Source organism: Duganella sp. 1411 (genome assembly GCF_017833525.1).
Classification (GTDB): Bacteria; Pseudomonadota; Gammaproteobacteria; order Burkholderiales; family Burkholderiaceae_D; genus Rugamonas.
Map to the genome: position 1 here is coordinate 1,004,284 of NZ_JAFICD010000001.1, position 23,848 is coordinate 1,028,131.

At 65.2% G+C, this 23,848-nt stretch carries 17 protein-coding genes; 2 read left to right on the forward strand and 15 right to left on the reverse strand.

Annotated elements, in window-relative coordinates:
- Nucleotides 1-7 precede the first annotated feature (7 nt).
- Nucleotides 8-1,060 carry a serine/threonine-protein kinase gene (locus JOD97_RS03920; RefSeq protein ID WP_209713478.1) on the forward strand — a complete coding sequence of 351 codons (1,053 nt, stop codon included), beginning with the start codon at nt 8-10 and terminating at the stop codon, nt 1,058-1,060.
- Nucleotides 1,057-2,238, forward strand: a complete 1,182-nt coding sequence (locus JOD97_RS03925) for a GAF domain-containing protein (RefSeq protein WP_209713480.1) — start codon at nt 1,057-1,059, stop codon at nt 2,236-2,238. The genes JOD97_RS03920 and JOD97_RS03925 overlap by 4 nt, the downstream gene beginning before the upstream one ends.
- A gap of 103 nt (nt 2,239-2,341) precedes the next feature.
- Here the strand turns inward: JOD97_RS03925 and tssM are convergent, their stop codons facing one another.
- The 15 genes from tssM to tssC form a co-directional block, all read right to left on the reverse strand.
- The gene (gene tssM / locus JOD97_RS03930) at nt 2,342-5,902 is read right to left on the reverse strand and encodes a type VI secretion system membrane subunit TssM (protein WP_209713482.1); all 3,561 of its coding nucleotides are present in this window, start codon (nt 5,900-5,902) and stop codon (nt 2,342-2,344) included.
- A gap of 46 nt (nt 5,903-5,948) precedes the next feature.
- A complete protein-coding gene (gene icmH / locus JOD97_RS03935) occupies nt 5,949-7,280 on the reverse strand; it encodes a type IVB secretion system protein IcmH/DotU (RefSeq protein WP_373999779.1) in 1,332 nt (443 codons plus the stop codon).
- 6 nt (nt 7,281-7,286) lie between these two features.
- Nucleotides 7,287-8,618, reverse strand: a complete 1,332-nt coding sequence (gene tssK / locus JOD97_RS03940) for a type VI secretion system baseplate subunit TssK (RefSeq protein ID WP_209713484.1) — start codon at nt 8,616-8,618, stop codon at nt 7,287-7,289.
- Nucleotides 8,619-8,657: 39 nt separating this feature from the next.
- On the reverse strand, nt 8,658-10,151 hold the full coding sequence (tagH, locus tag JOD97_RS03945; protein ID WP_209713486.1) for a type VI secretion system-associated FHA domain protein TagH: 1,494 nt from the start codon (nt 10,149-10,151) through the stop codon (nt 8,658-8,660).
- A 23-nt stretch (nt 10,152-10,174) separates the two neighbouring features.
- Nucleotides 10,175-12,160 carry a type VI secretion system tip protein VgrG gene (locus JOD97_RS03950; RefSeq protein WP_209713488.1) on the reverse strand — a complete coding sequence of 662 codons (1,986 nt, stop codon included), beginning with the start codon at nt 12,158-12,160 and terminating at the stop codon, nt 10,175-10,177.
- Between the two features lie 54 nt (nt 12,161-12,214).
- Nucleotides 12,215-12,604, reverse strand: coding sequence for a DUF4280 domain-containing protein (locus tag JOD97_RS03955; RefSeq protein WP_209713490.1), 390 nt, complete (start codon nt 12,602-12,604; stop codon nt 12,215-12,217).
- Nucleotides 12,605-12,838: 234 nt separating this feature from the next.
- Nucleotides 12,839-13,666, reverse strand: coding sequence for a hypothetical protein (locus JOD97_RS03960; protein WP_209713492.1), 828 nt, complete (start codon nt 13,664-13,666; stop codon nt 12,839-12,841).
- A 97-nt stretch (nt 13,667-13,763) separates the two neighbouring features.
- Nucleotides 13,764-14,666: a hypothetical protein gene (locus tag JOD97_RS03965; RefSeq protein WP_209713493.1), complete on the reverse strand. Its 903-nt coding sequence runs from the start codon at nt 14,664-14,666 to the stop codon at nt 13,764-13,766.
- A gap of 34 nt (nt 14,667-14,700) precedes the next feature.
- A complete protein-coding gene (gene tssH / locus JOD97_RS03970; protein WP_209713495.1) occupies nt 14,701-17,430 on the reverse strand; it encodes a type VI secretion system ATPase TssH in 2,730 nt (909 codons plus the stop codon).
- Nucleotides 17,431-17,439: 9 nt separating this feature from the next.
- The gene (gene tssG / locus JOD97_RS03975) at nt 17,440-18,450 is read right to left on the reverse strand and encodes a type VI secretion system baseplate subunit TssG (RefSeq protein ID WP_209713497.1); all 1,011 of its coding nucleotides are present in this window, start codon (nt 18,448-18,450) and stop codon (nt 17,440-17,442) included.
- A complete protein-coding gene (gene tssF, locus JOD97_RS03980; protein WP_209713499.1) occupies nt 18,435-20,312 on the reverse strand; it encodes a type VI secretion system baseplate subunit TssF in 1,878 nt (625 codons plus the stop codon). The genes tssG and tssF overlap by 16 nt, the downstream gene beginning before the upstream one ends.
- Nucleotides 20,309-20,821, reverse strand: coding sequence for a type VI secretion system baseplate subunit TssE (gene tssE, locus JOD97_RS03985; RefSeq protein WP_209713501.1), 513 nt, complete (start codon nt 20,819-20,821; stop codon nt 20,309-20,311). Before tssE ends, tssF begins: the two co-directional genes overlap by 4 nt.
- A complete protein-coding gene (locus JOD97_RS03990) occupies nt 20,814-21,653 on the reverse strand; it encodes a type VI secretion system accessory protein TagJ (RefSeq protein ID WP_209713503.1) in 840 nt (279 codons plus the stop codon). The genes tssE and JOD97_RS03990 overlap by 8 nt, the downstream gene beginning before the upstream one ends.
- 138 nt (nt 21,654-21,791) lie before the next feature.
- The gene (locus tag JOD97_RS03995; protein WP_209713505.1) at nt 21,792-22,298 is read right to left on the reverse strand and encodes a type VI secretion system tube protein Hcp; all 507 of its coding nucleotides are present in this window, start codon (nt 22,296-22,298) and stop codon (nt 21,792-21,794) included.
- A gap of 55 nt (nt 22,299-22,353) precedes the next feature.
- Nucleotides 22,354-23,844, reverse strand: coding sequence for a type VI secretion system contractile sheath large subunit (gene tssC, locus JOD97_RS04000; protein ID WP_209713507.1), 1,491 nt, complete (start codon nt 23,842-23,844; stop codon nt 22,354-22,356).
- Between the last annotated feature and the right edge of the window lie 4 nt (nt 23,845-23,848).

Below are 23,848 nucleotides of genomic sequence, written 5' to 3' on the forward strand. Positions count from 1 at the left end.
AACCTCCATGAGCGAATTAAAACAACTCGGCCGCTATCAACTGCAACGCGTGCTCGGACGCGGCGCGATGGGCGAGGTATATCTGGGTCTCGATCCAAAACTGAACCGGCGCGTCGCCGTCAAGGTCGTCGAGACGACCCACCTCGACGCCGACCAACGCGCCGACTACTCGGTGCGCTTCGTGCAGGAGGCGCGCGCGGTGGCCCGCTTGAACCATCCGAACATCGTCACCGTGTACGATTTCGGCGAACAGGACGACATCGCCTACCTGGTCATGGAACTGATCGCCGGCGAGGAGCTGGGCGACTATTTCGACGAGAACCAGTCATTCTCGCTCGACTTCACGCTGGCCGACGCGGTGCGCATGACGTGCGAGCTGCTCGACGCGGTGGCCTACGCGCACCAGAACGGCGTAATCCATCGCGACATCAAACCGGCCAACATCATGCTCAGCGCCCAGCTGCGCGTAAAACTGACCGACTTCGGCGTGGCCTGCCTGGAGAGCGCGGCGGTCGACGAAACCGGCACGCTGGTTGGCACCCCGAGCTACATGTCGCCCGAGCAGATCGCCGGCCAGCGCGCCGGGCCAAGCTCCGACATTTTCGCCGTCGGCATCATCCTGTACCAATTCCTGACGGCGCAAAAACCGTTTCACGGCCAGGGCCTGTTCGCGCTGCAGCAAAACATCCTGTACGAGCAGCCGGTGCTCCCAAGCATGCTCAGCCCGTCGCTCGATCCGGCCTTCGACCGCGTCGTGCTGCGCGCGCTGGCCAAACGGCCGATGGAGCGCTACCCCGACGCCCGCGCCTTCCGCGACGACCTGCTGCGCGCGTTGAACGGCGAGCACATCGCCCCCAACGCCACCATGCCACCGCGCCTGCACGGCGCCAATCCGTTCCTGGCCGCGCCGGAGGGAACCGGCGCCGCGGCGCCGGCGGCAGCGGAAGACGAAACGATCACGAGGCCGCCGCAGGGCGACCTCGAAGCCACACTGCTTGCGGCCGACGCCACCGACGCCGACGCCACCATCGTGGCGCCACGCCCGGGACGGCCGTCATGAGCGCCGCCCCAACCGACGACGAAGCGCGGCGCGCCGCGTTCATGCCGCAACTGCGCCATGTCGGCGCCACCATCGGCGCGACCGACGACATCGACGACATCATGCTCAACCTGTCGGCCGGCATCTGCGAGCTGTTTGGCGCGGACCGCCTCAGCATCTATGCGCTGGGCGAGGACAACGCCAGCCTGGTGTCGAAGGTCAAGACCGGGCTGGCGTCGTTCAAGCAGCTCAAGTTGCCCATCTCGGCCGACAGCATCGCCGGCTACGCGGCGCTGTCGGGACGCACGCTGAACCTGCGCGATGTCTACGACGAGGAGGAGCTGCGGCGGCACGCGCCGGCGCTGCGTTTTCAAATGCGGGTCGACCGGCGCACCGGCTACCGCACGCGCGAAATGCTGGTCGCGCCCATCGTCGACGCCGGCGGCGCCGTGCTGGGCGTGGTCCAGCTGATCAACAACCGCCACGGCGGCCCGTTCCCGCCGCTGATCGAGGACGGCGTGCGCGAACTGGCGCGGCTGCTGGCGACGGCCTTCGCCGGCGGCGGCAAGGCCGCGCGGCGCGAGCGCGGGCGCTTCGCCGCATTGATCCCCGAAACGCTGCTGTCGCGGGCCCAGCTCGACCAGGCCATGCGGCTGACGGTGGCCGGGCGGGACATCGAGGACGTGTTGATCGACGACTTCGGCATCAAGACGGTGCTGGTGGGGCGGGCGCTGGCCGACTTCTACTCGATGCCCTACTTCACCTTCGACCGCGCGCACCGGCGCCCGGTGCGGCTGCTGGAGCAGTTCCAGCGCGCCGACGTGCTGCGACAGGAATGGATGCCCATCGTCGACGGCGACAACGGCCTGTTCGTGCTGGCGGTCGACCCCGACCGCGCGCGGGCCGACGGCGCCGTGGCACGCGCCTTCCCCGGTGTGCGGCCGGTATGGTGCGTCACCACGCGCCGCGAATTCAGCTCGATGGTCGCCCAGTTTTTCGGCGACGAGCCGGCACCGGCGGCGGCCCCGTCACCCGCGCCGTCCGTGCCTGCGGAACTGGCGGAAGTCGTCGGCAACCTGGCGCGGCAAGCCCACCGCCACGGCATCCGCCAACTACAAATCGAAACGGCGCCCGGCGACCTCGAAGGCGAAGTAAGCTTCAAAGTAACGGGCATATTCAAAGCCACGCCACCAACGTAACGATGATCGGACCACCGCCCATCGAGCCACCAAGGATCCACGTAGGGCGGATTAGCGAAGCGTAATCCGCCATGCATGCGCCGCCGATGGCAAAGGCACCGGCCTACCACCCCACCGGACACCGAAACTGCTCCAACGCCTCCCGGCGAAACGGATTCACGACACTACTAGCGGTAAGCTGATAAACCACCTTGCGCCCATCCAGATCGAAGGTCAGCTTAAACCGCTCCCCCTGCGCGCTGGACTCCAACGACCCCATATCCAGCATCCGAAACCACGCCCAAGGCCCATCGCTGCGCAGATCGGCCTTCAACGGCGGCACCGCCTCCAGATGCATCTGTCCCCCGGCCTTCCCGCTAGGCAGCGAAATCGGCACCGGCCGCGCCGCCGCGCCGGCGATATAAACCACCGCCTGACCATCGATATCGAAGCTAATCTTGCTAAACGCCGCATCGGCGGATAGCGCCGCCAACTCGAACCGCAACGACGGCTGCCGCCCACCGCCCACGAAAAACATATCCCGCAGCCGCGCCGCCCGCTGGAACTGACCCAACACCTCCTGTGGCACGCCGGGCGCCACCCCGCTGTCGCGCCACTTCCACTGCGCGCCGCCCATATCCACCTGCGCCGCCAGATTCTTGGCAAAGAAATCATCCATCACCCCACCCGGGCCGAAAAAGCGGCCGAAGTCGTCCGGCGTGACCTCCTTGGCCGCGCTGCGCGCCAGCGGGTAACGGCCGGCGATGGCGGCCTGGCAGAACGGTCCGCCGTCCGCGTTCCACAGCGATTGCAAACGCGCCCGCTCGCCGCCCACGGTAAGCCCCGCGCCGGCGCTGTCGATATTTTTCAGCATGCCGCCCAGCGGCGCCGGCTTGCCGTCGGCCTCGCGCTTGAGACGCTGCATCACATCGGCGGGCGGCGGCGGCGTGCCGGCGCGGCGGGCGCCGTCGGCCGCGTCGAAGTACTGCGACGCGTCCTTCAGCATGGCCAGCATCGCATCGAGCGGCGCCGCACCGGGCGCCCCCGGCGCGCCGACCAGCTTGTGCAGCGCCTCGAAATGCTGGTCGACCGGGTTGGCCTCCTTGGCGTCGGGCGGCGGCGCCTCCTCGCCGCCGAGCGCCGATTCCAGTTTGCGGCGCGCGGCGGCCAGCTTGCCGCGCACCGCCTCGTCAAGCGCGGCCGTCGCCGGCTTGGCGCCGGCGCTATCGAGCTTGGTCTCGCGGGCGGCCGCCTGCAGCAGTGCGCGCAGCGGTGAATCGGCCGCCGCCAGCGCGTTGGTCACCCGCGCGCCCTGCTCCAAACTGGAAAACGGCACGATGCGCACGTCGGCCAGCAAGCCGTCCCACTGACGGATATAGTCGGCGTAATACAGCTGCAGCACGGCGGCGCGCATTTGCTCGCCGCCGGCCGCCGCCAGCGCGCCCTCGGCCTCGCGCCGGTCCAATACCCAGCTGTCCTTGGCGATGTCGAGCATGGCCTGGGGCAGTTGCTTGAGCAGCTCGCGATAGCCCGCCACGCTGTACACGCCGGCGATGCCGCGCGTGAGCGGCTCGCCGCTGCCGCGCGCCAGCAGCAGCGAGACGTCGCGACCGGCCGCGCGGTTGACGCTAAACTCGGGCAGCCTGGCCTGCGCCACCTGCCGCTTGAGACGATTGTAGACGCGCTGCGGCAACGGCATCATCGCCAGCGTCAGGCGCGTTTGCGCGATCAGCCCCGCGTCGAGCACGGGCGGCTCGGAGGAGTCGGCGCCGTCGGCATCGAGCAGCGCGGCGACATGGGAGGCCAGTTGGTCGCGCCGCTCGCCACTGGCCTCGGGCAGATTGCGTCCCCAGTCGATACCGAGCCACGCCTGCACCGATTCGGCGTCCAAATGACTCGGCTGGCCCAGCATCAAGTAGACGCGCAAGGTCTCGTACAGCAGTTCCTGGTTATTGGCATCGCCGCGCCGCAGCACTTCCTCGAGGCGGATGGTCACGCGCGGCAGCAGCGTGGCGCGCAGCAGGCGCCGGTAGACGGTGCGCGCGCCCGCGCCAAGCTTGTCCGCCTGGTTGAGGCCAAAGCGGTTCAGCAACGGCACGCCGTCGCCGCGCTGGGCGTAGCCGCCCGGCAGATCGCGCGCCGCGTTCAGCAGCGGCAGCAGCGCCACCACGCCACCCTGTGCCGGCGCCGCCAGCGCCGCCCTTTCCAGCGCGGCGGCGCGGGCCGCCATCTCATTCACGTAACGCTGGTTGCGCACGTAGCTGGTGGCCAGGCCGGCCGCCATCAGCACCAGCAACAGGCCGGCCAGGCCGCCGGCCAACCAGCGCAGGCGCCTTCGGTTCCGCTCGAAGTTGCGGTCCGCGCCGGCCAGCCCGGCCTCCTTGAACATCAACTCCCGCAGTAGATTGGTGATGAAATAACTGCGGCCGCTGGCCGCGTTGGGCGCCAGCACCTTGCGATCGAGCCCGAACGCCGACGCCAGCGACACCATCACGCGGTCGATCGGACTGCCCTCCTGCGTGCCGCTGGTGAAGTACACGCCGCGTAGCAGGGCAGCCCGTTCGAAGCGGGTGGCCTGAAACACCTCGTTAAGGAAGCCGCCCAGCACCTCGCCGATGGCGGCGAACTGCTGCGGGAAGCGGTAGACCAGCGCCCGCCGTTGCAGGTCGCGCTCGTGCTGCACCCGTTCCAGCACGCGCGCCTGCAACTGCCGCTCCAGCGCCAGGAAGCGCTGCGGGAAGCTGGCCAGGGCCCGTGCGGCCTGGTCATCGGAGTTTGCCGGAAACGTCATGCCCCAGACCTGCGCCCGCTCCTCGCGGCCAAGGCCATCGAAGAACTCGACGAAACCGGCCAGCAGATCGCATTTGGTGACCGTGACATAAATCGGGAAGCTGCTGCCCAGACGCTCGTGCAGTTCCTTGATGCGGGCGCGGATCGCCAGGGCCTGCGCCTGCCTGCCCGCGGGCCCCTGCTGCAAAAGATCGGCCACGCTGATCGCGACGATGACGCCGTTGACGGGCCGGCGCGGCCGATGCTTTTTCAAGAGGTCGAGAAAGCCGCTCCAGCCAGCCCGGTCCAACTCGCCGTCGCTATCCTGCGTGGTATAGCGGCCCGCCGTATCGAGCAGCACCGCCTCGTCGGTGAACCACCAATCGCAGTGGCGCGTGCCGCCAACGCCACCGATGGCGCCCGGCCCCAGCGTCTCGGCCAGCGGAAACGTCAGGCCCGAGTGCAGCAGCGTGGTGGTCTTGCCGCTGCCCGGCGCGCCGACGAACATATACCACGGGAGCTGGTACAGGTACTGGCCGCCCCATTTGCTCTTGCCCGGCGCCGCCTTGCGCAGCGCGTCGATCGCCTGGCGCATGCGCGCGGCCAGCAAGGCCTGCTCGCGCAACGCCTCCGGTGGCTGGGCGGAGGTGTCGGCCTTGCTCTCCTCGGGCGGTGCCAGGCTGGCCATCAGACGCCGGTTGGCCAGCCTGGCGGCGATCGTCTTCCACAAGAAGTAAGCGGCCCAAATCGACAACAGCAACAGGATCAGGAACCAGCGCGCGCCGCTGGGCGCCAGCGGCGCGTTGCCGTCGAACGCGAACAGCGGCCCCTCGAACCACACCAACAGCGACAATAGCAGCACGCCGAGCAGGGATAGCACCCAGGGTTTCATCAGCCAGGAGAATAGTTTTTTCATAGTCGTCCGCCCTGGCGGCCCCAAAAGAGGATAAGTGCGTTGACCATCACGGCGCCGATGTCAGCACGACGATGTCGACCCGGCGGTTGCGTGCGCGGTTGAGGGGGCTGTCGTTGGCCACCAGCGGCTCGGTATCGCCACGGCCCTCGGCGCGGTAGCGCGAGACCGGCCCGGCGCGCTGCGCCAGCGCCGCCATCACGCCGGCGGCGCGCGCCTTGGACAGGTCGTAGTTCGACGGCAGGCGCGCCGACAGGCCAGGCTTGGTGTCGTCGGTGTGGCCGATGACGACCACGTTGCCCGGCAGCGTGGCGAGCGCGTCGCCGATGCGCGCCAGCAGCGGCGCCACGTTGTCGCGCACCTCGGCGCTGCCGGAGCCGAACATGCCGTCGCCGCGCACAGTGATGACGCAACGCTCGGCCGTCTCGCGCACGCTTACCAGCCCCTGCGCGATTTCCGGCGCGAGGAAGCCGGCGATGCGGGCCGGCGCGGCCGGCAGCGGTACGTTCGGCGGCGCCGGCGTGGTGCGCAAGACGCGGATCGTCGACAGCTTGGCAAATACGGGGTCGGACGCACGGTTCAGCATAACGCCGCAAACCAGCTGCACCACCAGCAGCACCACGGCGGCAGCGGCGACCAGCACCCACAACGGCACGCGCCGCAGCGTCGATGGCGAGCGCACGGCCTCGCCGCGCCACGACGGCGACAGGTCGGCCTCGTAGCTGCCGCGATGCTGGCGGATCAGCTGCAACAGGCGTTCGCGCAAGGTCGCCAATTGCGCCTGTCCCTGGTCCAGCATGCGGTAGCGGCCTTCCAGTCCCAACGCAAGGCACAGATACATCAATTCCAGCAGATCGAGGTTGACCGCCGGATTCTGGCTTAACCGCTGCAGGATCAGAAACACCTTCTCACCCCCGAACGCTTCGTTATGAAAGGCCACCAGCAGGCTGCGGGTATTCCAGACGCCGCTACCCCAGGCGGTGCTGGCGATGGTTTCATCGAGCAGCGTGCACAGGGCATAGCGGGCGGCGGCGATCGCCTCGCTGTCGACACCACCGGCACGCGCCCCGGTTTCAAAGGTTTTAAGCGCCTGCGCCAGACGCTCGCGCAGCTGCTGCAAATCGTGTGGCTGCGCGGTTGTGCGCAACGGCACCACCAGATCGAGCAAGGGATTGGCCGCCCGCACCAGTGGATTGAGGCCGCCGCCGGGCAGCGTCGTCACCGGTGGGGCGGGCACCGGCGGCGGCAACGCATCTGCGGCGGACGGTGTGGCGGCCGGCGACACCGCCACCGGCACCGCCGGCCGGCGCCCGCCCGGACGCGGCACCATCATCGTGGCATCCGGGTCCGGCTCGGGATCGCGGGGATCTTGAGTGCTCACGCCGGCCTACCTTCTGATGGCCCAGAACTGCATCTGCAGTCCCGGGAAATCGCCGGCCACGTGCAGCGCGAAGCCGGCCGAGTTGTTAAGGTGCTGGAAGTACTCGCTGCTGCGATCCAGTTCAAAGTAGGTGTGGCCGGCGTAAAACGGCAACTGGCGCGGCGCCACCGGCAAGGCGCGCAGGCCAATGCCTGGCAACTGCAGGTTGACCAGGTCGCGGATCTTTTCCACCGATCCGATCTTGACCTGCGCCGGGAAACCGTTGCGCACCATCTCCGCCGGCATCTGCGCGTTCACCGCCAGCACGAACGACGCGGAACGCAGCAGCTCCTTGTCCGGCAACACCGCCACACGGATGCCGAACTGGCGTTCCTCGAGCGGGATCGGCACCGCCTGGGCATCCATCACCGTCGATAAGGCGCGCCGCAAATCGGCGATCACCGGTGCGAAGCTTTCGGCCAGATGGTCGTGGCGATACTGCGGATAGGCCGCCGCGCGCTTGCCGGCCTCGGTGAAGGTGGCCAGCTCGCCGGCCAGTTGCAGCATGGCGCCGTACAGTCGCTCCGGATGGACGCCGGTCGCCCCGGCCAGGTGCATGAACAGCGGCTCGGCGCGATTCAGCAGCTGCAGCAGCAGGAAGTCCGCGATCTCCGCGGCGCCGGCCACGCCCGGCTGCGACAGGCGCGCGGCCAGCGCCTCGCCACGCTGGTGCAGCAGGCCGACCAATTCGTCGGCAAAGCCGGCCAGGCGTGGCGCGGCGCGAAAGTCCAGACACGGCGCGCAGTATTCGGGATCGAGCACCACGCGGTTGTCGGCGCGGCGCTCGACGATGCGGGCGATGCCCAAGGTGGCGTAGGCGTTGACCACCTCGCTCTCCAGCGCCAGGCGTAGCCGCAGCTTACCGACCTGCATCAATGCGCTGTTATCGAGGCCATTGCTGTCCCACGCCTCGTAATCGTCAGCGCGGTGGCGGGCGAAATTATCCGGGCCGTCGTGGTTGCCCACTTCCGCCACACCGTGCCGGCGCAACGGCAACGCCAACACCACCAGCACGTTGCGGGCATCGGCCGGCACGTCGAGCGGCAGCGGCAGGTCGTCCTCCGCCGGCAGATCGAACGGCGTACCGTCAGGCAGCACGGCGCGGCAGGACAGCAACGACAGCTTGCCCAGCGCCAGTTGCTGCTCGTCGAGCCGCAGGTCGGCGAAACCGTAGCCGTAGGGGGTCAACGCCGCCACCCTCGCCTCGAGCTGGCTTTGCCAATAACGGTCGTGCTGCTGCAGATGCTGCGGTTGCAGCAGCATGCCTTCCGACCAGACCACTTTATTTTTCCAGGCCATGATGCCTCATCGATTGCTCATTGATAGTGAATGCCGCGTTTATTTGCGTGCCTGGCGCAGGCGTTGGACCTGCTCCTCGTACGCCTCCGAGAATTTTTCGCCGAACAGGCGTTGCAGATCGTCGTCGGCTTCGCGCGCGATATCGCCGTACAAGATCACAAGGCGGTCCCACAGCTTGGCCTTGCGGTTCGAGGCCATCATTTTGTCCATCACGCTCGGCTCGGCCAGCCGGCTCTCGATGTGCGCCGGATCGAAGCGATGCAGCACCGCCGCCAGCGCCGCGCGCATGCCGGCGATGACGGCCAGCTCGTGCGCCTTCAAGTCGTCGAAGGCGCCGCGCATCGCCTGCACCGGCGGCATGTAGCCGACCATGGTGTTGGTCAGCATCTGCGTCAGCGCGCTGTCCGGATTGGGGAAGAACTTGAGCGGATTGTTGGCGCTGACGGAGATCATCGTCATGTCGATGCGGCTTTCCTTCTTGGTCAGCGCGCGCGCCATCAGCACGTCCATGGTGCCGGTGGTGGCCTCGCGCAGCATCGCACCGACGGTTTCGGCCACCTGCACGCCGGAGCGGTTGAGCTGCAAGTCCGGCAAGCCCAGCCCGCGCAGCAGCGCCTGGAGGATTTCGCTGTCGCTGGCGACCGATACGGATGCTGGCCTTACCGGTGGAGCGATGGCTGCCGGTGGTGGCGGCGCCGCCGTCTGCGGCGGCTCTGCCACGGGTGACGGCGGCACCGCTTCGGGTTCCGGTGGCGAAGGCGCGGGCACCGGCACCGGCGGCAAAAAATCCGCCAACGGATCGTAATCGTGCGGGATCGCGAAGCCCCCGGCCGCAGGCGCCGGCGTATCGACCGCTGGTATGCGGAACGGCACCAGCTCGGGCGACACATGATCGCTTTCGGCGGCGCGGTATTGCGGCGCCAGATTCAGCCCGAAATCGCCGGGGGCGACGGCCGCCGGCGGGGGCGCCGCGAACAGGTTCAATCCGAGCGGATCATCGGCGGCCAGTGCCGCACCATCGGTGGGAGCAACATCGAGGATGCGCGCGCCGGCCAAGGCGTCGAATGGCGCGCCCTGGTACGCCGGCACGGCGGCGGCGACGGGCAGCGACTCCAGCGCCGGCAGCGGCACCGGCGCGGTCACCGGTGGGGGCTCGAACAGCGGCAGCGCGGAATCGTTCAATGCCGCCGGTGGCAGCCAGGAAGCGGCCGGCGCCTCGGCCACCACGCGCGCCTCGAGCTGATAGTCGCCAACAACGATGCGGTCGCCGTCGGCCAGCATGATCTCGCGCCCCTTGCCGAGCGGGCGGTCGTTGACCACACTAGGATTGCTGCCCACGTCCTCAAGAAAATACACGCCGTCGCGGCAGCTCACCCGTGCGTGGATGCGCGAGATATATTTGCCCGGGTCGTCCAGCACCAGCAGGTTGTCGGGTCCACGTCCCAAGGTGCCGCCGGGGTCGGAAAAGCGCCCCGCCGACGCGCCTGGCGTTGGCTGGTTGCGATAGGTTAGGACATTCAACGTCAGCATCATCGGTCAATCGTTCGGGTTGCACATCAATTTATCTTGACCATGGCGCCGCCACTGATCACCATCATCGCCCCGGCCTTGGCCTCCATGTTGGCGTCGGCGGCGATCTCGATCTGCGCCGACTTGATGGTGATCTTGGCCGCCTCGATCTTGATGCTGCTACCGCCCACCTTCAACTCGATCGACGTGCCGGCCTCGATCGCGATGGTGGTGCCGACCTTGATCTTCTGCGCGCCGTCGACATCGACCTTCTGCTCGCCGCCGATGGCGACAGTCTGGTTGTTCTTGACGGTCTCCGTATCATCGTTCCCGATCTCCACGGTCTGATCGTTCTTGACCGTCTTCTTCCGATCGTTGCCTATGTCAATGGTCTGGTCGTTCTTGACCGTCTCCCGCTGATCGTTCCCGATCGTCAGCGCTTGATCGTTCTTGATGTCGATGGTTTGATCGCCCTTGTCGGCCTTCTCAAAACCCACCTTCAGCGTGTCGTTGTTTTTGACGACGCGGTTATAGTCCTTCTCGGCTTGGACAAACACTTCTTCACTGCCCTTTTTGTCCTCGAAGCGCACCTCATTGAAACCCTTGCCCCCTTTCGACGAATTCGATTTGAGAGTGGACTTGGTCTGCTCGGCGGGCAGCGCGTACGGCGGCAACGCGTCCGAGTTGTAGACGCACCCGGTGATCAGCGGCCGGTCCGGATCGCCCTCGAGGAATTCGACCACCACCTCCATGCCGATGCGCGGAATGAACATCGTGCCCCAGCCCTTGCCGGCCCAGCTTTGCGACACGCGCACCCAGCACGAGCTTTTCTCATCGTCCTGGCCCAGGCGGTCCCAGTGGAACTGCAGCTTGACGCGGCCGTATTTGTCGGTCCAGATCTCCTCGCCGGCTTTGCCGACCACCATCGCCGTCTGCGGCCCCTGCACCACCGGCTTGCGCGCCACCGGCAGCGGGCGAAACGCAAAGGCCGTGCCGATCCCCGCCAGCGTCACCTGGAATTCGACGCCGCCTCCGCCTCCGCTGCGATAGTCCGAACCTTTGACCGCATAAACAGCCTCGGTTACCAGGTATGTGCGGTTCTGGTCATCGCGCGGATGCTCGGCCAGCGTGAACAGGCCACCCGTGTAAAGCGCGCGCGCGTTGCTTGTCGCCTCGATGCGTTCGCACTGGCCGTGCAAGCTTTCCATGCGCCCGCGCGCCAGCGACGTGCCCTCGGCGGCAAGCGTGTACCCGCCCGGATAATCGAACATCTCGAACGCGGACTGGTCGAACGCCGCGGCGATCGTCGACTTCACCAGCAAGCCGCCGCTGTTGCTGGCGGCAGCCTTCTCGAAATCGAAATCGTTGAGCGCAAAGGCGCTCGGCTGGATTTCGCCCGACGCCGACCAGGCGAACACCATCTCGTCGTCGGTGCTCAGGCGCCTGTCCTCGCTGGAAAACTTCAGCGCCTCGCCAGCGATGGACACATGCGCACCATAAGAATCGGCCAGCACCATCGTGTGCTTGTCCGCGTCGTGTGTGAAGAAGAAGTAGATGCCGGCGCCCTCCAGCAGGCGGCAGACGAAGTTGAAATCGGTCTCGCGGTACTGCACGCAATACGGCAATGCGGGGTAGCTGCCACTGAGCGCGCCGGCCGACAGATCGACCAAGCCGCCGTACCCAGGCGCGCCGCAGACCTGGGCGACGATGTCGGGCACCGACAGGTCCTGGAAGATGCGGCAGTTCGACGCGCGCGTCAACAGCCACAGCCAGGGGTGGACGACAGCCTCGTAGGCCAACGCGTCGCCATCCCAGCCGTTGCTGCGAAAGCGGGTGACAACACCGTTGAAATGGCGCACGCCGCCATCGGCCAGGTTGACATGGACGCCCATCGGTTTGCCGAGGACATCACCGATCTTGATATCCTTTTTGGCGCTGCTCAGCTGGACGCGATACTCCGACAGCCGCCCCAACTGTTCGGTGCCGCTCATCGAATGGAACAGCAGCGTGTCGTCCGCCAAGGCGGAGGTCACGGATATGTCGCGGTGGGCTTGCGTTGCAGGCATCGGGATCTCGGTTTTTTCGTGTTAGGGAATCATGGTCTTGACGGTGCCGGCCATGCTGAAGGCGATCACGCCGCCCCAGTTGCACATGCATTTCGAACCGTTGTCGAGCGCCGGCATGTTGGCGATCAACACCGTAGGCGCGCCCGGCACCCAGGGCGCGCTGGTGGCCGGGATGCACGGCATCGGCGTCGGCACCCCGAGCGCGGCGGCGGTGGCGGCGATGACCATCGGATTTGCCATCGAACTGCACATCCCGAACGGCATGATGTTGACCATCGGGATGTGGTCCATGATGTTGGCGGCGGGTGGGCCTTCGGCCAGCACCTTGTTTATTGGCAGCACCACCAGCGAGGAAGGCGCGACGCCGAAGGTGCAGGTCATCAACGCGCCCATAGATACCTGGTTTGGCATGTTGCTTCCAATCGTAGTCAATAAGGGCTAGTCATATCCAGTCAAGGATCGATCTCGAATTGTTTTTAATTTATGGTTCGCTTTCGTCCTCACTTAGAGAGTTAGCGTCTTCGTTTATCTTTAATTCCACCTTAGAGCTTCCTTGCTGCATATTCCAAGTAAGTAATTCGGCTTCATCAGCATCCCCTATGAATTTCATCGGCTCTTTACTTTATGCTAATGGCCCGTTGATGATTAACTCTCGCGCCACTCTGGGTGCGGGCCGATTGTACCAACCAGGTTATCGAATGCATCCGAAGATATTCCCCACAAACCCTGATCCCAAAGCATCCCTCCAAGCCCCGTTTCTTTTAATTCGGTAAGGACAGTTACCCTCTCAGCCGGCAGCCCTAGGAGAGCTGGATCCCAATCGAGGTTATAGAGGTTTAATACAACGGCACGCAAGTCTTGCCGATTATTAAGCATATCTCCAAATTGCTGAAGTTCTTGCATACACCATACGCTCGCCAAAAACTCGGCGGTCAAAACAAATAGCATTACTTTGGTCTCACGCATTGCAGATAGGAATCTCCAGTTCCAGAGCGGGTGCACTGCGCCAATCGGCACGGCGCCATCGGCAAAAGCCATGGCGGGCCTGCGATCTGGCCGTACTTCAGCGTACGTTGGATAAGCCGCTACAGGCCCTATTCCGTAGTAACAGTCTCCGGATCGCGCCGTTACGCAGTCGACATAGACGGAATCCGTAGAGAATAAGTTATAGTGCCTCATTAGCCGGTTTCGCAGCCATTGAACGAACTGCATGCCGCCTCCCGCCATCGCAAAACTCATCAAAATCTTCGTTTGCCGTCTGCTTGCTTCGTAAAGAACGAAATCATTCAAACATTTACGGCCTTGCGACAATCCGTAATTTCCTTGGGTTTCGCGAATAAAAATTGAGAATCGCAACTTCCTGAAAATATCGTATGCCGAAAAATCGCCGCCATTCGCGGCAATCCAGTCAAAAGCCTCCTCCGTGGACGGGCTGCTTTTTATCCTGAACAAATACTCTATGCTGATTGGCATATACTTTCCTTTTTAGTAATCATTCTCATATTGAGTGGAGTGCACCGGGGCCAAAGCCTGATGCTCCGTGTCAATGCTAGATTTGACGCAGCGCGTGCTAGCCATGCTTTCCGCCCGTCTTTTTCGCGCCCCGATCGAGCATTCGGGGAATGTTCACAGCGCAAGTGGAACAAGACTCGATAGGCAGACGGTCCTGCGTCGCCATATGCTTAGTGTCGTACCACTGTTCCCACATGTGACGCGGAGTTGCGTTGTGCTTGATCGCGAGTTGAAGCATTTTTTGCGCAGCGCAGGACCCAAGCGCATTCCCTACGCGATCAATAGGATCGTCGAGATCATCCCAGTTGCCCAGTTGCGTCAGATCGGCCGCCTGCAACCCCGCCGGCCTACCGACTCGAGGTCCGCTCTTCGGCCTCGCCTTGAAGACCTTTCCCGCCATATCACGAAAGTGTTCCGAGCCACCCTGGACTGACTGAGCCCCGATGCAACCGCTTGCAGTTGCGTCCTTGTCGAAATCAGCTACCGCCCAATTACCAGCGTAAGCGGCGTAGAACACCTTATCCCCATCTAAGGTCTCACACAGCAGTACTCCCAGCATGAAATGCGATGGACCGTTAAACAATCCTTTTTCAAAACGTTTATCTATACGGTTTGCAAGCTGGCGGCATTTATCACGCACCTCTTCGTTGCCTTCCAAAACAAGGCCATTTTTTCGCGCCGTCTGACCATATAAGGGAATCATTAACGACGCAGGCACCCATCCCTCCGGCGACACTGACGGTTTATCTCTACGTACGCGCGCGAATTTTTGGTCGCCAACCGCTCTCCATTCATACCAATTCAGAATGTCGCTTGTAAGGATCGGCGCGTCCGGTTGTAAGGGCACGCCGTTCTCGTCGGCGAGCGACATCCTGCTGCTAAGCCTGTAAGGCATGGTCCCCTCCATTTCATTAATTAACTTCTTGAAATCAAATACCGACTGCGATGTCCAGGGATTCACCTTCTAGAAACACCAGAAATTTGTAACCGGCAAATTAACCATTAAAGTCAAAGTTGTAGCAAAAGGTCCCCTCGGCGACTTTCACTTCAACGTGCTCTACCTTTTGCCCGGAAAGCGTTCGCGTCAAAAACGCTCGCGAGACATCTGGCAACATAGTATTAGTCAAAATGGCATCGATCATCCGCCCACCCGACTCGCCCTCGGTGCAGCGCGACACCACCAGCTTGACCACATCCTCGGTGTACTCGAACGGGATCTTGTAGCGCGCCTCAACGCGTTTCTTGATGCGGTTCAGCTGCAGCTTGACGATCGAGCCGAGCATCTCGTCCGACAGCGGGTAGTACGGAATCGTCACCAGGCGGCCCAGCAGCGCCGGCGGGAACACCTTCAACAACGGCGCGCGCAGCGCCTTGGCCATGTCGTCTGGTCCCGGCATCAGGTCCGGGTCCTTGCACAGGCCGGCGATCAGGTCGGTGCCGGCGTTGGTCGTCAGGATGATCAGGGTGTTCTTGAAGTCGATGAACCGCCCCTCCCCGTCCTCCATGAAGCCTTTATCAAAGACTTGGAAGAACATCTCGTGCACGTCCGGGTGCGCCTTTTCGACTTCATCGAGCAGCACGACCGAGTACGGTTTGCGGCGCACGGCCTCGGTCAGCACGCCGCCTTCACCGTAGCCGACGTAGCCCGGCGGCGCGCCCTTCAGCGTCGATACGGTGTGCGCTTCCTGGTATTCGCTCATGTTGATGGTGATCAGGTTTTGCTCACCACCGTACAACGCCTCGGCCAGCGCCAGCGCGGTCTCGGTCTTGCCCACGCCGGACGTACCGGCCAACATGAACACGCCGATCGGCTTGCTCGGGTTGTCCAGGCCGGCACGCGAGGTCTGGATGCGCTTGGCGATCATCTCCATCGCGTGGTCCTGGCCGATGACGCGCTTGGCCAGCGACGCGGCGATCGTCAGGATGGTTTCCATCTCGTTCTTGGCCATGCGCCCGACCGGAATGCCGGTCCAGTCACCGACCACTGCGGCCACGGCCTGGTAGTCGACCGTCGGCAGGATCAGCGGATTCTCGCCTTGCAGTGCCGACAGCCTGGCCTGCACGTCCTTCAGCTGCGCTTTGAGGTCGTCGCGCTGGCCGTCGGTCAGCGGCGCCGGCGACGCCTCGGTGCCGGCGGCCGCCTCGAGCTTGCTGCCCGTGCCTTCGACCGGCTGGGCGCCGTCGCGCAAGCGCGCGCGCAGCGACAGCAACTGGTCAACCAGCGCGCGTTCGTCGTTCCAGCGCGCTTCCAGGCCGGCCAAGCGTTCGCGTTCGGCGCCGAGCAATTCGTTGGCGTCGGCGGCGCGCTTGCCGGTGTCGATGCCGATCGCGCCTTCGCGGCCGATGATGCCCAGTTCGACCTCCAACGCCTCGATGCGCTTGCGGCTGTCGTCCACCTCGGCCGGCGTGGCGTGCAGGCTGACGGCTACGCGCGCGCAGGCGGTGTCGATCAGGCTGACCGATTTGTCCGGCAGCTGGCGCGCGGGGATGTAGCGGTGCGACAGCTTCACCGCCGCCTCCAGCGCCTCGTCAAGGATCTGCACCTTGTGGTGTTTCTCCATCGTCGAGGCGACGCCGCGCATCATCAGGATCGCGCGTTCCTCGCTCGGTTCGTCGACCTGGATAGCCTGGAAGCGGCGCGTCAGGGCCGGGTCCTTTTCGATGTGCTTTTTGTACTCGGCGAACGTCGTCGCGCCTATGGTGCGCAGCGTGCCGCGCGCCAGCGCCGGTTTCAGCAAATTGGCCGCGTCGCCGGTGCCGGCAGCGCCGCCGGCGCCAACCAGGGCATGCGTCTCGTCGATGAACAGGATGATCGGCTTCTGGCTGGCTTGCACTTCATCGATCACGGAGCGCAGGCGTTGTTCGAATTCGCCCTTCATGCTGGCGCCAGCCTGCAGCAGGCCGACATCCAACGTCAGCAGCTGCACGTCCTTGAGCGATGGCGGCACGTCGCCGCGCGCGATGCGCTGGGCGAAGCCTTCCACCACCGCCGTCTTGCCGACGCCGGCCTCGCCGATCATGATCGGATTGTTCTGCCGCCGGCGCATCAGGATGTCGACCATCTGGCGGATTTCGTCGTCGCGGCCGACGATAGGGTCCATCTTGCCGCTGCGCGCCTGCTCGGTCAGATCGACCGTGAATTTTTTCAGCGCCTCCTGCTTGCCCATCGCGGCCGGGGCGATCGCGCCGGAGGCTTCGCCGGGCACTGCGCCGCCGCCACTGAAACCGTCGGTGGCGACCATCTTCGCTTCCGGCGATTCGCCCAGCAGGCTGGCGAAGTTGTCGGTCAGGTGTTCCAGCTTGATTTTCTCGAATTGCCTGGACATGCCATATAAGGCGTTGCGCAGACCTGTGGTTTTCAACAAACCGATGATCAAGTGCCCGGAGCGGACTTGGGATTCGCCAAACATCAAGGTGCCGTACACCCACGCGCGTTCGACCGATTCCTCTAGTTGGGACGACAAGTCGGTGACGGACGTCGAACCGCGCGGCAGGCGGTCGAGCGCCGCCGTCAGGTCGCGCGCCAGCGCCGCCGGATCGACGTCGTACTGGCGGATGACCCGCACCAGGTCGGAATCCTGTAGCTGCAAAATCTGGTACAGCCAGTGCACCAACTCCACGTACGGATTGCCCCGCAACTTGCAGAACACGGTGCTGCTTTCGATCGCCCGGTAGCACAGGCTATTCAGTTTGCCAAACAATGCAACACGGCTGATGTCGGCCATGATTTTCCTTTAACGTGGGTGTATCAACAACTGGTCGTGATGCCCCTGCGGCGCGGCGCTGGCCAGCCAGCTGGTCCAGCCAAGCCGGGTGCCTCCCGTGCCGGCGGCGCCCAGGCGCAACGGCGGCCGCTCATGTTTTTCCAACACCAGACGCAGGTCCCAGTCCAGCGCCAGGCCGGCGTAGCTGCGCACCCACGCTTGCAGGCGTCGCAAGCTGTCGCCACCCGGCAGCAGGCGCTGGTAGTCGACATAAGGAATCGGCCCGATGACGATGCGGAATTTGTTCTGACAATCCCAGACGCTACGCCCCAGCACCATCGAACTACCCAACCGGTTGCCCTGCCCGTCCTGGCCAATGCGGCTATGCGCGTCCGCCGGTAGTCGCATCCAGTGACCGACGAATTGCTCGACGTGCAGCGGTAGCTTGAAATACGCGCGCAGGATGGTCACCAGCCCCGAGGCCGGGCGGTTGCGGCTGGCCATCAGCCCGGCGAAGTGCAGCTTGGCGAAGTCGCTCAAGTCGTCACGGTCGCGCAGCGCCGGCGCGCCGATGCCGAACAGGCTGCCGACGAACATCGAGTAACGATCGGCGTCCGCCCGATCCAGGCTGATGGTCGGTTCGGCGCTGGCGCGGGCGCGGTAGAACAGCGCGAGCATCCGGTGGTGGAATACGTCCAGGAAGGCCAGCATGGTGCCGTCGCCGCCATTCCGCAGGCGCCCGCGCACGTATTCAGTCAAATGCGTCGGCAGCGGGCCATTGGCGCCCAGCAGGCCGAAGAAATTGACTGCCAGCCGGGCGCGCGACTCGCCCGAGGCGCGCTTGAACTGGCCCAGCGCGGCGGCGTGGAAAATCAGCTCCGGGTCCTGGCCGAAGCGCACCGCGTCGTCGCGCGGGCGCAGCGAGGCGCCGATGCGCGGCAGCTCAGGGTGGGCGTTTTCGATCAGCCGCAACGTCTGGAAGAAGTCCATGCGCGCGGCCCGCCGTTCAAGCTGGAGCTGGAGTTCTACAGGATCGCGCATGCGCCCTCCCGTGCCGACCAGCGCATGATCTCGCCGCGCGCCAAGGTTTTCACCACGGTTTCGGTGAAGGTGTTGATGGACACGTATTGCCCGAAGAACCGGTTCAGCACGGCGCCCAGCAGGAAGGCGCCGCTGCCTTCGAAGGCGGCGTCGTCGAGCGTGACGCTGATCTCGACGCCGCGCCCGAAGGTGATCGGGCCCGGCGACGGCATGCGCCGCGTGACCGCGCGCGAGGCGACAGAGCGTACACCGTCGACCTGGCGCTGGGCGGTTACGTCGGTGGGTGGGCAGTACAGCGACAGCATCTCGCGCAGCGCGGCGGCGCCCTGGGCGGCGTCGCTGTCGACCAGCGACAGATAGTTGAGCGACAAATGGTTCAACAAGCGCCAGGCGACGCTGCCCTCGGCGATCGACGGGTGCGGCTGGCTGGGGCCGGCCAGGCAACGCGCCGCCAGCAGCGGCGCGCCCGAGTCGAGAATGAAGTCGGTCTTGCCGACGCCGATGGGCATCGCCAGCGGCAGATCGCGGTTGGTACACCAAACCGACAGGCCGAGCTGGCGCAGGTCGGCGCGGTACGGCGCCTCGGCAGCGTCGACGATGGAGATGAACGCTTCGCTGCCGATGTAGCTCGAACGCGGGCCGTCGCGGCGCTGACGCTGCGAGATCACACGCGGCTCGCGGCGGATCTGGAAGAACGCCTGCTCCTGCCGGGCGCTGGCGATGTCCTTGGCCGTGTAGAACGGCCGGAACGCCTGTTCGGCATGGTTGCCGCTGCCGTAGCCGGTCACCGAATCGATCTGGTACACCTCGTAGTCCATTGGCCGCGTGCGGTCCACCAGCACGTGGTATTCGAACTGCTCGCCGGTGACGTTGATGCGGTCGGCACGGCGCTGGAACAGGTTCACCACCGGCGTGCAGTGCAGCGCGAAATGGGAGGCGTCGAGCGTTTTTTCCAGCTGCGCGTCGGCCTGGTTGAGCAGGACGGTGAGTTCGACTTCGGTGTCGGCGCAGTGGCGCAGCGCGTCGCGCAGTCCACCCAGCTCGACGAAGTGATAGCGCTGCGGGAAGGCGAAGTATTCGCGCAGCAGGCGATAGCCCGGGAAGGTTTGGTCGCCGCTGGGCAGCAGCGCCTCGTCCTCGGTGAAGCCGAGCGGGCGCAAGGCACTCTTCGGCAGCAGCCGATGCCAGGCGGCCGGGCGCCCGACCGGCGCGACCAGCACGGCGACGGCATGTCCCAGCAGTTTTTCATAGATGCGCACCGGCAGGTCCTCGGCGCCGCGCAGGTGAAGGCTCAGGCGGTCGAGCGGCAAGTCCTTGAAGGCGACGCCGCCGCAGGTACGCAGGCGCAGACGGATGCCGGCCTTGACAGCGGGCGGCAACACCACGTTCAAGCCGGCCTGGTGTCCGCCATGGGTAAAGAATTTGGCTTCCGTCAGCTCGATCGGCCACAGCGTCACGGCGTGGCCGCTGCGGTATTCGCAAGCAGTGTTGTCGCCGGCCCCCAGCACGCTGCGCAGGGCGCTGCCGCGCGGGACCAAATAACCGTCCTTCAGGCCCGGGTTGCTCAGGTCCGGCTGCAGCTGCACCACCGCCATCGACGGCGTCGGCGCCAGGAACTGCGGGTACACCAGCTCCGACAGGTGCTGAGTGAAGCGCGGGAACTCGCCGTCGATCTTCATCTGCACCCGTGCGGCCAGGAAGCTGAAGCCTTCGAGCAGCCGTTCGACGTACGGGTCGGCGCATTCGAAGCCGTCCAGCCCGAGGCGGCCGGCAATCTTCGGGTAATCCCGGGCAAACTCGCCGCCCATTTCGCGCAGGTGTTGCAGCTCCTGGCTGTAGTACCTGAGGAAGCGCGGATTCATGACGCGCTCCGTGCGTCGGTTTCGGTGAGCACGACCGAGGCGCGGTCCAGGTCCAATTCGGTTTTCAGATACAGCCGTTCGGGATACGGCTGGGCCCACAGGTCGGCCTCGATCTCGAAGATCATCTTGTTGTAGCCGACATGGGCGGCGGCCAGCGCGCGCACGCTCACCGACGAGCGGATCAGGCGCGGCTCGAAGTCCCAGATGGCCTGGCGGATGCCGCGCTCCAACTGGCCCAGGTTCAAGCCGGCGACCGGAATGCCCGAGATGTCCGGCACGCCGTAGTTGACGACCGAATTGGCCACATGCGGCAGCTTGGCCGCGTCCAGCACGGACAGCAGGTTGGTGCTGTTGAGCAGCCAGGCGAGGTCGCGCAGCACGCCCTCGCGCAGCGTGCGCAACGACAGCACACGGCGCTCACGCGACTCGACCGCGCTGCCCGGCTCGTCGTCGCTGAGACGGTCGAGCAGCGATGGCTGCAAGCGTTCGCGTGGCGCTAGCTCAGCCATGGACGACTCCTTCGACGCTCGCGGCGTCGGCATCGGCATCCGGATGCGCGTCGAACTCGATCAGGCGCACGTCCATCAACGGGTGATCGCCAGCGTCCGAGACCAGCATGCGCTGGCCCAGGCCCTGGCCGGCCGAGCCGCCCTCCCCGATCCATTCGGTGCGGCGCGCCAGCAACAGCGCCTCGTCATCGCTGGCCGCAGTGCCATTGTATCTGGTGGGGATCAGGCCGACGGTCTGCGCGCCGTTGGTCCAGGTGAACGAGGCCGGCATCCAGACGGCGTCGCGCAGGTCCACCGGCGCATCGAGTTCGATGCGGCTGATGCGCTGCAAAGGTATCCAGAAATAGCGGCCGTTGACCAACGCCTCGAGCACCGGTCCGAGGCGCTGGTCGGCGTCGGCCAGCCACTCGAAACGCTGGCCGTCGATGCTGCCGCCGATGGCCGGCGCCAGCTCGAACGCCTGGGCGCGGGCAGAGGCGGCACGTTGCGCATCGCCGCCCGCGTCGGCCTTGAGCGCCTCCAGCAGCAACGCCAACCAGGGTTGCGGCTGGCCGAAGATGAGTGGCGCGCGCGCGCCGCCGAAAATGTCGCCGCGCAGCGCCTCGCACTGGATCGCCTCGCGGTAGGTCTGCACCATGGGCAGGTTGCCGGCATCGAGTTCGCCGGCAACGTTCAATTGGGTCAAGGCGCGGTTCCACTGGCCCAGCACGCATAGCAACTGAAACAGGAAAATCCGGTATTTGGCATTAGCCGCATCCTTGCGCACCTGCTCCTGCAGCGCGGCCAGGGCGGCGACCAGCTTACCTTCTTGTATCAGCTCGTGCGGAGTCATGGTGTTCCAATTCAAAAGTTCAATGAACGGCCGGGTGACGACCGCCCCGGCGGCATTGCGGCGCCGCCTCTGCACCCTGCCGCGGCCTGTGGCCGGTCGGGACCGGCTGCGGCAGTTCCGCAGGCCGGTACCTTGCATCTACGCGGTCGCGACCGTGCCCTCGGCGTTGCCGGCGATATCCCACGCGAAGTCCTTTTTCTTGTCCTCGGCGCCCACGCCGGTCTGCGGCGTGTAGGAGAACGTCACCTTGGCGAAGTTCAGGGTCACATTTTCGGTCAGACGGTCTTCGCCGCCGCTGCCGCCGGTCGACACCGACGTGACCATCACTTCTTCCATGATCATATTGATATAAGCGATCTGGCCCGAGCCGGCCTTGCGTGCCAGCAGCGACACCTTGGGAATGTGCGTGCCCTTGGACAAATGGATCATCAACGCATTGGTGGCCGAATCGATGTATTTGGTGAACGACAGATCCTGGAAATTGGCCTTGCCGGCGCCGCCGCCCCTGCCCGTGTGGGTGGTGCCCGACTGCGACAGGCCCCAGCTCCAGGCCAGCACGTCGATGTCGCCTTTGGCCCCCTGGACTTTGTCGGCGGACTCGCCCTTGATGCTGTCGCCCATGTTGATGAACATATCTAATGCCATGATTTTCTCCTGTGTGCCGGCGCCATGCCGGCGGTTTTATGTGAAAAAGCGAAGCTTAGCCGGCCTTCGCCGATGGCAGCTTGGAGACCAAACGCAGCGACACGGTCAATCCCTCGAGCTGGTAATGCGGACGCAGATAAAACTTGGAGGTGTAGTAACCGGGGTTGCCCTCGACCTCCTCCAGCACCACCTCGGCGGCCGACAACGGCTTGCGCGCCTTGGTGCCTTCGCTCGAGTTGACCGGATCGCCATCGACGTACTGGTTGATCCATTTGGTCAGCCAGCGCTGCATCTCCTCGCGCTCCTTGAACGAACCGATCTTGTCGCGCACGATGCACTTGAGGTAGTGCGCGAAGCGGCAGGTAGCGAACAAATACGGCAGGCGCGCGGCCAGGTTGGCATTGGCGGTGGCGTCCGGATCGTCATACTCGGCCGGCTTGTGCAGCGACTGAGCGCCGATGAAGGCGGCGAAGTCGGTGTTCTTCTTATGGATTAGCGGCATGAAGCCGTTGGCCGCCAGCTCCGCCTCGCGCCGGTCCGAGATCGCGATCTCGGTCGGACACTGCATGTCGACGCCGCCGTCGTCGGTCGGGAAGGTATGCACCGGCAAGCCCTCGACCGCACCGCCGGACTCGATGCCGCGGATGCGCGAGCACCAGCCATACTCCTTGAACGAGCGGTTGATATTGACCGCCATCGCGTACGCCGCGTTGGCCCAGGTGTAGTTCTTGCTGCCGGCGGCCGAGGTATCCTCCTCGAAGTCGAACGCCTCGACCGGATCGGTCTTGGCGCCGTAGGGCTGGCGCGCCAGGAAGCGCGGCATGGCCAGGCCGACGTAGCGCGAATCCTCGGACTCGCGGAACGAGCGCCAGGCGGCGTGCTCCGGGGTCTGGAAGATCTTGGTCAGGTCGCGCGGGTTGGACAGCTCCTGCCACGACTCCATCAGCATCACCGACGGCGCGGCCGCCGAGATGAACGGCGCGTGCGCGGCGGCGGCCACCTTGGCCATGCCGGTCAGCAGCTCGACGTCCGGCGCGCTGTTGTCGAAGTAGTAGTCGGCGACGATGGCGCCGTATGGCTCGCCGCCGAACTGGCCGAACTCCTGCTCGTACATCTTCTTGAAGATCGGGCTCTGGTCCCAGGCCGTGCCCTTGAATTTCTTGATCGTCTTGCCGAGCTCGTTTTTCGAGATGTTGAGCACGCGGATCTTCAGCATCTCGTCGGTCTCGGTGTTGTTGACCAGGTGGTGCAGGCCGCGCCAGGCGCCCTCCACCGCCTGGAACTCCGGCGTGTGCAGGATCAGGTTGATCTGCTCGGTGAGCTTCAGATCCAGCGCAGCGATCAACCCCTCGATGGTGGCCAGCACGTCGCCCGAGATGATGTTGCTGCCGACCAGCGCCTGCTCGGCCAGGGTGCGCACCGCGCTTTCGACGGCCTCCTTGGCCTTGTCCGACTGCGGTTTGAATTCCTTTTGCAGCAGGCTGCCGAAGTCGCTCATCTCGAGCGTGGCGCCAGCCTGTTCCGTTTGTTCTTGTAGTTCAGCCATAGTG